Origin of the sequence: Shewanella algicola (assembly GCF_014648035.1) — a bacterium.
GTDB classification, from domain to species: Bacteria; Pseudomonadota; Gammaproteobacteria; order Enterobacterales; family Shewanellaceae; genus Shewanella; species Shewanella algicola.
The window spans coordinates 20,660-31,868 of record NZ_BMQI01000054.1 but is presented as its reverse complement, the minus strand read 5'-3'; the positions used below and the strand labels follow the sequence as shown (position 1 = coordinate 31,868).

10 protein-coding genes are annotated in these 11,209 nt (G+C 43.4%); 4 read left to right on the top strand and 6 right to left on the bottom strand.

Going from position 1 to position 11,209, the window contains the following annotated elements; all coding sequences use genetic code 11:
* Positions 1-93 precede the first annotated feature (93 nt).
* Positions 94-585 (top strand): prepilin-type N-terminal cleavage/methylation domain-containing protein, encoded by a 492-nt coding sequence (locus IEY42_RS18415; protein WP_188926756.1) that lies wholly within the window; start codon positions 94-96, stop codon positions 583-585.
* Positions 586-717: 132 nt separating this feature from the next.
* On the opposite strand, the gene IEY42_RS18410 is transcribed toward IEY42_RS18415, so the two are convergent.
* Complete coding sequence (locus IEY42_RS18410; protein WP_188926755.1) at positions 718-1,338, bottom strand: TetR/AcrR family transcriptional regulator; 621 nt, start codon at positions 1,336-1,338, stop codon at positions 718-720.
* A 401-nt stretch (positions 1,339-1,739) separates the two neighbouring features.
* Here IEY42_RS18410 and IEY42_RS18405 point away from each other — a divergent pair, with 401 nt between their 5' ends.
* On the top strand, positions 1,740-2,975 hold the full coding sequence (locus IEY42_RS18405; RefSeq protein WP_188926754.1) for an efflux RND transporter periplasmic adaptor subunit: 1,236 nt from the start codon (positions 1,740-1,742) through the stop codon (positions 2,973-2,975).
* A gap of 11 nt (positions 2,976-2,986) precedes the next feature.
* A complete protein-coding gene (locus tag IEY42_RS18400) occupies positions 2,987-6,124 on the top strand; it encodes an efflux RND transporter permease subunit (RefSeq protein WP_188926758.1) in 3,138 nt (1,045 codons plus the stop codon).
* Between the two features lie 93 nt (positions 6,125-6,217).
* Here IEY42_RS18400 and IEY42_RS18395 read toward each other — a convergent pair whose 3' ends face one another.
* The 5 genes from IEY42_RS18395 to IEY42_RS18375 all read right to left on the bottom strand — a co-directional run bounded on the left by IEY42_RS18395 (position 6,218) and on the right by IEY42_RS18375 (position 9,335).
* Complete coding sequence (locus IEY42_RS18395; RefSeq protein ID WP_188926757.1) at positions 6,218-6,742, bottom strand: C40 family peptidase; 525 nt, start codon at positions 6,740-6,742, stop codon at positions 6,218-6,220.
* 136 nt (positions 6,743-6,878) lie between these two features.
* Complete coding sequence (locus IEY42_RS18390; protein ID WP_188926753.1) at positions 6,879-7,463, bottom strand: TetR/AcrR family transcriptional regulator; 585 nt, start codon at positions 7,461-7,463, stop codon at positions 6,879-6,881.
* 265 nt (positions 7,464-7,728) lie between these two features.
* A complete protein-coding gene (locus IEY42_RS18385; RefSeq protein ID WP_188926752.1) occupies positions 7,729-7,998 on the bottom strand; it encodes a hypothetical protein in 270 nt (89 codons plus the stop codon).
* Positions 7,999-8,110: 112 nt separating this feature from the next.
* Positions 8,111-8,668, bottom strand: a complete 558-nt coding sequence (locus IEY42_RS18380) for a BON domain-containing protein (protein ID WP_188926751.1) — start codon at positions 8,666-8,668, stop codon at positions 8,111-8,113.
* A gap of 172 nt (positions 8,669-8,840) precedes the next feature.
* Positions 8,841-9,335: a ferritin family protein gene (locus IEY42_RS18375; protein ID WP_188926750.1), complete on the bottom strand. Its 495-nt coding sequence runs from the start codon at positions 9,333-9,335 to the stop codon at positions 8,841-8,843.
* Between the two features lie 259 nt (positions 9,336-9,594).
* On the opposite strand from IEY42_RS18375, the gene IEY42_RS18370 reads away from it, so the two are divergent.
* Complete coding sequence (locus IEY42_RS18370; RefSeq protein WP_188926749.1) at positions 9,595-10,956, top strand: sigma-54 interaction domain-containing protein; 1,362 nt, start codon at positions 9,595-9,597, stop codon at positions 10,954-10,956.
* The last annotated feature ends 253 nt before the right edge of the window (positions 10,957-11,209 follow it).

Sequence of the window (11,209 nt, the reverse complement as noted above, 5' to 3'; positions counted from 1 at the left end):
AGAAGGGAATAACCATTATTTCAACAATGCGCCTCAAACTGAACAATCTGAGTGACTCTGATTAGTCACATAATTAATGGAAATGGTATTACTATGCAAAAACAACAACGCGGTTTTACCCTAATTGAATTAGTGGTAGTAATTATTATTTTAGGGATTTTAGCAGTAGTCGCCGCGCCGAAGTTTATAAACTTAAAAAGTGATGCGGTCATTGCCAATTTAAATGGCTTACAAGGTGCATTAAAGTCGGCTAACACTCTGGTGTATTCAAAAGCCGTATTGGCAGGTCAGGAAAAACTCGATCCAGGCTCGGTGACATTGAATGGTAGTGCTGTGAGTACAACATTGGGATATATCACTTCATCACCAGCCAATCTACAATTAGTGCTAGAAGGTTCATTTGAAGAAATGACTAACGCAAACGATGAGATTACCGCAGATTGGGGATTGTATGATACCCCAGGTAAAACCATGTACATTTATCCAAAAGGATATATCGACACGAGTAATTGTAGTTTGCTTTACAATGTAGACTCATCTCAGGCTGAGCCTGTTTTTTACAGCCTGACAACTAGCGGCTGTTAATTTCCCTAGCCCTATAAAACCCCAATATAAGTCCGCAATATTGATACTGCCCGCAATGACTCGTGCAGTATCAATGTTTATGTTTAGTTTACAACCATGCTTACGCTTAAAACTGATAAACGTTTAACAGCATTAACGCTTAACGTTGACGGTTAAAATACCTTCGGCAGCCATTGTCGCGACTTTTTGCAACTCATCAAGGCTTGCCCCTTCCGACGCTTGCATTGATAAACCTTGAAACAAGGCAGTCATCAGGCTAGCCAATACCTCAGGGTCACAACTCTCTTGTAATTCGCCTTGATTTTGCGCTAATTCAAAGCGGTCAACGAGTCGTTGTTTATGTTTTGACTTACGCTTTAACACCGTTTGTTTAATTGACTCACTCGCCTCATTACATGAAAACGTGCTGTTCATTAATGCGCAACCTTGTGGGTGACTACAGTCGGTAAATTGGGCGGCGGCACCAAGTAATAATCCGCGGATAACGTCGGCAACGCGCTCATGCTGAAAAGCAATATTGATCAGCGAGTCTGGTCGATTTTCATATAAGTCGATCGCTTTAAAAAATAACTGTTCTTTATTGCCAAAGGCAGCATAAAGACTGGGTTTTTTAATGCCCATCGCTTCTGTGAGCTCGTTTAAAGAAGTCCCTTCATAACCATTACGCCAAAACACATTAAGCGCTTGCTCTAATGCCAAGTCGATATCGAACCCACGTGGGCGACCGACACAAGCTGCTTTTGTCGTTGTCATAAATCGTACCCCATATATTAACTAACCCTTGATTATCAATCACTTAAATTACACCACTCAATCAAGGATGAACATATCTTAGCGCATTATTAAACCACAAATAGTGCTAATTGTGTGCAGGTTTATCACAAAACGAGTGATTAATTACCTATTGATGTGAGCCACCACAAACACTTTTATCATACGCGCTTATTTCATCATCACACTAAATGAACTCCTGGTCAAAATAATTTTATACCTATCGGTACAAAATGTATTGACAGGGGTATTTTAATCTATATATTACCGTTCGGTACAGAACAATTTTTACCAACTGGTACAAAACTGTAGCCACAGACAAAAAGTAACGCAACCAGTAGCCCGTTAAATGACATAAAAGCTATTGATTAGAGGAAAGTAACATGACTATATTTAAATCAATTCAATCTACTTTGTTAGTAAGCCTAACGGCATTGCTACTTGTGGCTTGTGGGCAAGCTCCTGCACAACAACAAGCAGGTGCACCTGCAGCCCCTGAAGTGAGTGTTGCTAACGTCATTCATGAACGTATTACCGAGTGGGACCAGTTTACTGGGCGCTTACAAGCACCAGAAGAAGTCACCCTAGTGCCGCGAGTATCGGGTTACATTGAGTCGGTAAACTTTACAGAAGGTGCCTTGGTCAACAAGGGCGACATATTGTTCACCATTGACTCAAAAGTTTTTAACGCAGAAGTTGAACGTCTTCAAGCTGAGCTAACCAGTGCAAAATCGGCCCATGAATTGGCGAAAAACGACTTTGACCGTGCCAACAAATTATTCAGTCAACAAGCCGTGTCTGAAGAGCTTATCGATACTCGCCGTAGCACAATGCACCAAACCGCTGCTGCGGTCGCATCAGTTAAAGCAGCATTAACCAGCGCAACATTAAACCTTGAATACGCCCAGGTCACTGCGCCCATTACTGGCCGAGTGTCTTACGCCAACGAAACCGCAGGTAACTATGTCACGGCAGGCCAAACCCAGCTAACCAGCTTGGTTTCAACAGACAATATGCATGCCTATTTTGATATCGACGAGCAAACATACCTTAAGTATGCCTCGTTATCGGGTGAGAACAAACGCCAGGACCCGCGCTCAGGCAACAACACAGTATTGATGGCCCTAGCCAATGAAACTGAGTTTACCCACCAGGGTGTAATCGACTTTGTTGATAATGCCGTTAACCAACAAACCGGTACTATTCGCGTACGTGCAACATTTACCAACTCAAGCAACATCTTAATGCCAGGCTTATTTGCGCGCATTAGCATTGCGGGTAGCGCGTCTTACCAGGGTATTTTGGTTGACGATAAAGCCATCTTTACTGACTTAAACAACAAATATGTGTTGGTGGTTAACGATGAAAATACCCTTGAATACCGCGGTGTGACGTTAGGCGAAAAAATCCACGGTTTACGCATTATTACTGCCGGTTTACAACCAGAAGACAAAATTGTGGTTAACAGTCTGCAAAAAGTGCGTCCTAGTGTAACCATTACCCCTAAATTGACCGATATGGCCGAAAGCAGCCAAATAGAAGCACTAAAACAAGCGCAGTTATTATTTGATAATCAGCCACTCACAGCTCAAATTGCTGATGAAGCAAGTCAAGGCTAAGGAATACCCCCATCATGTTGTCGCAATTTTTTATTAAAAGACCGATTTTTGCCGCAGTGCTGTCGCTATTGTTTTTTATCGCTGGCGCACTGGCTGTTTGGCAATTACCGATCACCGAATACCCAGAAGTGGTTCCGCCAACGGTCGTGGTTACTGCCAATTACCCTGGTGCAAACCCAAAAGTGATCGCTGAAACCGTCGCATCACCGCTAGAACAAGAAATCAACGGCGTTGAGAACATGCTTTATATGTCCTCTCAAGCTACCTCTGATGGCCGCATGACATTAACCGTCACTTTTGCCATTGGTACCGATGTTGATTTAGCCCAAACCCAGGTACAGAGCCGAGTTGAACGAGCCAAACCGCGTTTACCACAAGAGGTACAACGTTTAGGGATTGTTACCGAAAAATCATCACCAGACTTAACCATGGTGGTGCATTTAACCTCGCCCGATAATCGTTATGACATGCTGTACCTGTCTAACTATGCGGTATTAAAAGTTAAAGATGAACTTGCCCGCATTAAAGGTGTGGGCGCTGTGCGTGTATTTGGCGCCGGCGACTACAGCATGCGCGTGTGGTTAGACCCAAATAAAGTGGCCGCAATTGGTTTATCACCTAATGATGTGGTTGCTGCGATCCGTGAGCAAAACCAACAAGCCGCCGCAGGTAGCCTAGGTGCTCAACCCAGTGGCGACAGTGATTTCCAACTGCTTATCAATGTGAAAGGCCGTTTAGCCAACGTTGAAGAGTTCGAAAACATCATTGTTAAAGTTGGCTCACAAGGCCAAATCACCCGCTTAAAAGATGTTGCCCGTGTTGAACTAGGCGCATCAACTTATGCACTGCGTTCAATGCTAGACAATAAAGATGCTGCGGCATTGCCGGTGTTCCAAGCATCTGGTTCAAACGCGATTCAGATTTCTGATGACGTTAGAGCCAAAATGAAAGAAATATCAGCCAGCTTCCCAGAAGGACTGTCTTACGACATCGTTTATGACCCTACGGTATTCGTACGCGGTTCAATTGAGGCTGTTGTGCACACTTTGCTTGAAGCACTATTGTTAGTCGTCTTAGTGGTAGTACTATTTCTACAAACTTGGCGCGCATCGATTATTCCATTAGTAGCGGTACCTGTATCGTTAGTCGGCACCTTTGCCTTTATGCATTTAATGGGCTTCTCGCTTAATGCCTTGTCGTTATTTGGTCTGGTACTGGCGATTGGTATTGTGGTCGACGACGCCATCGTAGTAGTGGAAAACGTTGAGCGTAATATCGAAGAAGGCTTATCACCTTTAGCTGCAACACAAAAAGCCATGAAAGAAGTGACTGGCCCAATTATCGCCACCACATTAGTATTGGCTGCAGTGTTTATTCCAACGGCATTTATGTCTGGTTTAACTGGCCAGTTTTACAAACAGTTTGCTTTAACTATTACTATTTCAACCTTTATTTCAGCGATAAATTCGTTGACCTTAAGTCCTGCTTTGGCGGCATTGTTACTTAAGAGTCATCACGACAAGCAAGACTTCCTTACCCGCAGTATGGACAAAATGCTTGGCGGTTGGTTATTTACCCCGTTTAACCGTTTCTTTGCAAAATTATCAAACGGTTACGGCTGGGTCGTGAAAAAAGTCATCCGTTTTGGTGTTGTTGTGGGCGTGTTGTATGTCGGCTTAGTCGGCGTAACAGGTTTGCAATTTGCCAGCACGCCAACAGGTTACGTGCCAGGGCAAGACAAACAGTACTTAATTGCCTTTGCACAATTACCTGATGCTGCATCGCTTGATCGCACCGAAGCGATTGTGAAACAAATGGCAGGGATTGCATTAGACCAGCCGGGCGTTGCACATGCTGTGGCGTTCCCTGGCTTAAGCATTAACGGCTTTACTAACAGCACTAACAGCGCAATTTTGTTTACCCCGCTAGATGACTTTGCCGACCGTAAAGACCCATCGCTTTCAGCAGGGGCAATTGCAGCAGCGTTAAACCAGAAGTTTGCCGCGATTGATGGCGCATTTATTGCGATTTTCCCACCACCACCGGTACAAGGTTTAGGGACAATTGGCGGCTTTAGATTACAAATTCAAGACCGAGCAAACTACGGTTACGATGAGTTATATAAAGTCACCATGCAAGTAATGCAAAAAGCCTGGGCAACACCTGAATTAGCGGGGGTGTTCTCAAGTTATCAGGTTAACGTACCGCAACTTGAAGTTGAAGTTGACCGTACCAAAGCCAAGCAACAAGCCGTGTCGTTAGACGAATTGTTTGCCACGTTGCAAGGTTACATGGGCTCGGTTTACGCCAATGACTTTAACCAGTTTGGCCGTACATACCAGGTTAACGTGCAAGCAGACGAGCAGTTTAGACAAACACCAGAGCAGATTTCTCAGCTCAAGGTGCGTAACAATCAGGGTAAAATGGTGCCTATTGGCTCATTTATTAACGTAGCCAATGTGGCAGGCCCAGATCGTGTGATGCACTACAACGGCTTTACCACTGCCGAGCTTAATGGCGGCGCAGCACCTGGGTTTAGTAGTGGCGAGGCACAAGCTGCGATTGAAAAAATTCTGGCCGAAACCTTACCAAACGGTATGACTTACGAGTGGACTGAAATTACTTACCAGCAAATATTGGCCGGTAATGCGGGCGTGTATATTTTCCCATTAATCATTTTATTAGTGTTTATGGTATTAGCTGCGCAGTATGAAAGCTTAAGTTTACCGTTGGCGATTATCTTGATTATTCCGATGACGATTCTGTCGGCAATCAGTGGTGTATTAATTTACGGTGGCGACAACAACATCTTTACCCAAATCGGACTCATCGTTCTGGTGGGGCTGGCGACCAAAAACGCCATCTTGATTGTTGAGTTTGCTAAAGAGCTGCAAGACACAGGCATGACGCCGTTAGAAGCCATTCTTGAAGCGGGCCGCTTACGTTTACGCCCCATTCTAATGACATCTATCGCCTTCATTATGGGTGTAGTACCTATGGTGTTCTCAAGTGGCCCTGGGTCAGAAATGCGACAAGCCATTGGTGTAGCAGTATTTGCCGGTATGATTGGTGTGACCATATTTGGTCTACTGCTCACACCACTGTTTTACTATGCATTAGCAAAACGCGCTAAAACAGTAGAAGCATAATCGTTAGCTAAGCTATTAAGCTAACAACAAAAAAGAGGTAAGCCTTACGGTTTACCTCTTTTTTATTATCTATCTCAAAGCTCAGATTTACGGTTAATCCTGATGATGGGCGTAATCAACTAAACTGGCTATCGACATATTTTGCTGTTCTGTTGGATTTTTTAAACGTTTGGCAAACCAATAACGCGGCTTCCAATAGACATTGTTTAAGCTAGAAATTTTCACGCCTTTTTTGGTAGAAGCATGTAAAAATTTGTCTTGCCCCATGTAAATGCCCACATGACGGGTTGTTCTTCCGGTTTTAAAAAAGACTAAATCACCAATGATTAATTGATTTCGTGGGACATCTTTACCTAAAGTGCGTTGAGCATTAACCGTGCGCGGTAGTTTGTCACCCACAATATCAAGGTAGGCTAAGTATACAAAACCAGAGCAATCAATACCGTTACGGCTTAGGCCACCTAAACGATAAGGGGTGCCTTTCCACTGGTCATGAAAACTGAGTAAGTTTGACTCGCTCCATTTTGGCGGCTGCGGCTTAAGCATAGGTGGCACCACCACAGGCTTAGGGGCGACAACCACAGGCGGGTTAGACGCACACGCAGACAGCAACACCATTAATACGACACTATATAATCCTTTAGCCAACTCGACCCACTCCAAGACCCGAAAAATCACCGAAATATAAAGACCTTTAGATAAATACACAATCAAAATACGTCACAAGCCACTGAGTAATAGTATAAAGCTTAATTTAACGGGTAATCAGCTGCATACATTGCACAATGGCGCGTTTTGCTGCGGTTTTATCTGCTTTAATTTGACAGCGTAGCATAGTCCCCTGCCAATTTGACCAAAAAATGTTCGATAACACACTGGCACTCATGTCTGTTTTAATAAACCCTTGCTGCTGACCTTGCTCAATAAGCGCGTTAAATAGGCTCAACCACTGGTCAAACAGTTGATTAAGTGTCTGATGCAACAACGTCATTTGCGGATTGACTTCTACCATTAAGTTACCCATTAAGCACCCACGGGGTTGGCTGTCGCTAAACAAAAAATCAATCAGTTGATGGTAGCCGCCCAATACCGCTGTGATATTGGTTTTAAAGTTAGCATTAGGGTCCATGGCTATTGGGGCGATACGGTGATCAAAATAATATTGCGCAACTTCGGCAGCAAACGCTTCTTTACTGGCAAAATAGTGATAAAACGATCCCTTAGGAATGCCTACTTCATCCAAAATGAGTTTAATCCCCACTGCACTGTACCCGTGTAAAGCAAATAGCTTTTCACCGACGGCGCAAATTGACTGTTTACTGGTGGTATTTTTGTTCATAAGCTCTCCATTTTGCCGCTACAATAAACAAAAATAGACCAGTCGTCTATTTGTTTCCAGTTTATTCATAATATTGGAGGCTACTGCAGATAAACAGCGTTAAAAAGGCTGTGGCATAAGCAATTTTGGAATAAGTATTGTTGACAGAAGTGAGATTGAAGTTAGAGACATTGACGTAAGCGAGTTAGCCAATGAGTTGAGTAGCGATTAGCCACTGGTAATGAGCAAAGAGCGAGTAACAAATAACGAGTCGCCAAGAGGAAAATTAGTGAGTGTTTTTCTGAATGGACTCATCTAGCAGCTGTTGGGTGTTTAAACGTTGTTGGCGACGTTCATCATCGATATGCTGATTAACCAATTGCTCACATTTTTTTTGTTGATCATATTGGCTTAATGGATCGGTCGCGTTATCTGTTTGTGCCTGGCATAACACGCTACTGCATCCGCTTAACAACACACTCGCTGCCACAACTAAGACCGGGAAATACCTCGATGATCGCGCCAAATAATCACAGCTTGTTTTGTCATCATGCATATCATTATTCCCCCTGTAAAAAGTTATTCCATTAAAAAGTGACCCTAATAAAAGTCACTCCTATTAAAAAACCAGCCCGAAGGCTGGTTAATAATATGCTAATCAATCACGATTACCCAGTAATGCGTAACTCATCGACAACCTTTTTAACGTTGTCGGTATTTTTGGCAATGGTTAAGGCTAAATCACGTTCAGCGTCACTCGATACCGTACCGTCTAAGGTGACTACGCCGTTTTCAACATCAACATCAATGTCGGTTCCTGAGACATCAGTTGAAAATAATAAGCGAGTTTTCACCACAGTAGCCACTTTTGAGTCAGTTAAAGTATCGGCTAACGTTTCGCTGTCATGGTCTTTATCATGATGCGCTTTCATCACGGTTAATTCGTTATTAACCTCGTTAACGCCATCGACACTTTTGACTAATTCGGCAGCCAACGCTTTATCAACACTGCTATTTACTTTACCCGTTAAGGTTACGTTACCGTCTGTTACGTCGGTATTAATATCAAAAGAGTTAAGGTTAGTGTTTAACAGTAACGTGGTTTCAGCTTTACCATCAATCCATGCATCTTTTGCATCATCCTGCCAATCTTGAGCTGCGTTTGCAGTGAATGCCATTGAACCAAGAACGATGCTTGTTAATACTGATAATGTCGTCTTTTTCATAAAGATATTCTCCATTGTTAGTGTTAATGCGTTTTACATATTAGGTAATGCGCGAACTGTGCCAAGTTTTTTAAGTTGCTGTTTTAGCTTGATTTGCTATTGTTGTTCGTTCAAAGCTTATCGATAACAGTGACTTACTTTCGGACTTTTTTACCGACTTGATGTAAAAATTTCATGGCGATTGGCTCGACTCGTTAAGTGGTAAGTTTTTCATGCTGTCGCAACTGATTTGCAGCCATGCAATACCCTCTGCTAATTGCCTGGTAACACGTTGGCTATTCGCGCGCTTAGCGGCAAGCTTGAGGCGGCTTAACACATATTGCTCTGCGGCAATCAGCACCTTAATCGCTTTTGTCATGCGGTTTTGCGCGATGGCTTTTTCAGCCTCAGCATAATAGGGGCTCAATGGCGGTGTTAAATGGTCAATACTGTCGATGACTTGCGGATAGCGCGGTTCTACTTGTTTAAAAAGTGCCGTTAAACGGCTTAACATGCCTTTTCTTACCTCTGCCATATGGCCAAATATGCGCTTAATATTGTAATCAATGGCTCCTTTTGTGGCCCGGCTATAAAATTGCTGCCCCTCCTGGCATAAATCAATCGCTTCATTTAATAACCATAAGTCGCTGCCAACGTGAGTGACATTATGTGATTGCTTTATAATCAAGGCTCTATCTCCTTATCATCAACTAGCTGAGTTCGTTAGCCCGCTTGATGACTTGCTAATGAATGTAATATTGAGTCATTATGATCACTTGCATAATTCATACACATTGACAAAGTTTAATTAAACTGTTGATTTTAAATTGTTATGCTAGCAATACGTTCTCGGGACAAACGCCGAATAGGAAAATATTACCGCCTTTAATTGTCAAATCTACATCACCGATTACAGTGGTTATTAATAGACAGGGAGTAACATCGGCATGGGTCGTCCAGTACTTTTTTATCATTTGCGCCAGCCGCAAACTCAAACGCAGCTATTACAAGTTTCAGCCAGCCAGCATTTTAATAAGATTGCGAGCAGCATCGATCAATCCTGGTTAACTCAGCTTGAAGACAATGCTGTCGATGTCGCCATTATTGAACTCGCCAACTTAAGCCAACAAGACTATTTAGACATCGCCAACAGTGCGTTAATGTCTGATATCGAATTCATCTTTTTAAGCGAAGGCAAGCCTAACCCTAATCTCGATAAGCTTATGGCGACTGGCGCGGGGTATCATTTCCGTCAGCCTTACGACATGACATTGATTGACGACACCTTAGAAGACTTTGCCCAGGATTTAATCTCGCAATCAACCAAAAAGCAGCAACCCTTTTCGAGCGAGCTAGACCAATATGGTTTGCTTGTGGGCTCATCGCGCGCCATGCATAAGCTGTATCGCACCACTCGTAAGGTGGCAGTAACCGAAAGCAATGTGCTTATTATTGGTGAAAGCGGAGCCGGTAAAGAGTTGGTAGCCAATACAATTCATTTAGCCAGCACTCGAGTTAACGAGCCTTTTATTGCTATTAACTGCGGCGCATTAAGCCCAGAGTTAGTCGACAGCGAGTTATTTGGTCATGTAAAAGGCGCATTTACTGGGGCAAATCGAGATCACTCTGGGGTATTTGAACAAGCTGAAGGTGGCACGTTATTTTTAGATGAAGTCACCGAAATGCCGCTCGAGCATCAAGTCAAGTTGTTACGCGTACTTGAAAATAATGAATATCGTCAAGTGGGCAGCCAAAAGATTAAAAAGGCCAATGTGCGCATCGTGGCCGCCACCAACCGCGACCCCGCCAAGGCTATTGAGCAAGGGCAATTTCGCGAAGACTTATACTTTCGCTTAGCCCACTTTCCAATCCGCGTACCGCCATTACGCGACAGAGGCGACGACATTAGCGGTTTAGCTCAACATTTTTTGGCATACCGTAACTCGGCTGAAAAGCTCAGCAAAACCTTTAGCGACGATGCTCTGAGCTTAATTCAACAACAAAAGTGGCCTGGCAATGTAAGAGAGTTAAAGCATGCCATCGAACGCGCTTATATTCTCGCCGACGATATTATTGATGTCAGCCATATCAATATTAACCCGCTAGAACCGTCTGCCGAGCCAGCTGAAGACGATGTCCAAATCCCCGCAGGCATGCGTTTAGATGAACTTGAAAAAGTCGCCATTTATCAAGCACTCGATCAAACCGCTGGCAATAAAAATGACACAGCTAAACAACTCGGCATTAGTGTCAAAACCTTGTACAACAAACTGAGTAAATATCAGGATCAAACCAGCTCAGAAGATTAATTCTATGGTCAATTGAGATGGCCAATTTTCTTAGCCAGTGGTTGTTCTTATGGCCTACGGCCACTAACGTCGTGGCGCTTCGCCCACACCAGATTAAGAGGAAACCAACGGCTGTTCCCTCTTTACTCTCTATAAAAGAATTGGCCCAGCCGCCACATCAAAATTATCATTCTTTAACTAAACAATAGCTGCGATAATTTCGCGACGTGGTTGAATCCAGCTTTTAACTTCGTCGGAGTGTTCTTCGGCCACC

What these genes read in the sequence shown, in the direction of transcription:
- IEY42_RS18415 (WP_188926756.1), top strand. Translation starts at nt 94, where the DNA reads ATGCAAAAACAACAACGCGGTTTTACCCTAATTGAATTAGTGGTAGTA.
- IEY42_RS18410 (WP_188926755.1), bottom strand. Translation starts at nt 1,338, where the DNA reads ATGACAACGACAAAAGCAGCTTGTGTCGGTCGCCCACGTGGGTTCGAT.
- IEY42_RS18405 (WP_188926754.1), top strand. Translation starts at nt 1,740, where the DNA reads ATGACTATATTTAAATCAATTCAATCTACTTTGTTAGTAAGCCTAACG.
- IEY42_RS18395 (WP_188926757.1), bottom strand. Translation starts at nt 6,742, where the DNA reads ATGGTGTTGCTGTCTGCGTGTGCGTCTAACCCGCCTGTGGTTGTCGCC.
- IEY42_RS18390 (WP_188926753.1), bottom strand. Translation starts at nt 7,463, where the DNA reads ATGAACAAAAATACCACCAGTAAACAGTCAATTTGCGCCGTCGGTGAA.
- IEY42_RS18385 (WP_188926752.1), bottom strand. Translation starts at nt 7,998, where the DNA reads ATGCATGATGACAAAACAAGCTGTGATTATTTGGCGCGATCATCGAGG.
- IEY42_RS18380 (WP_188926751.1), bottom strand. Translation starts at nt 8,668, where the DNA reads ATGAAAAAGACGACATTATCAGTATTAACAAGCATCGTTCTTGGTTCA.
- IEY42_RS18370 (WP_188926749.1), top strand. Translation starts at nt 9,595, where the DNA reads ATGGGTCGTCCAGTACTTTTTTATCATTTGCGCCAGCCGCAAACTCAA.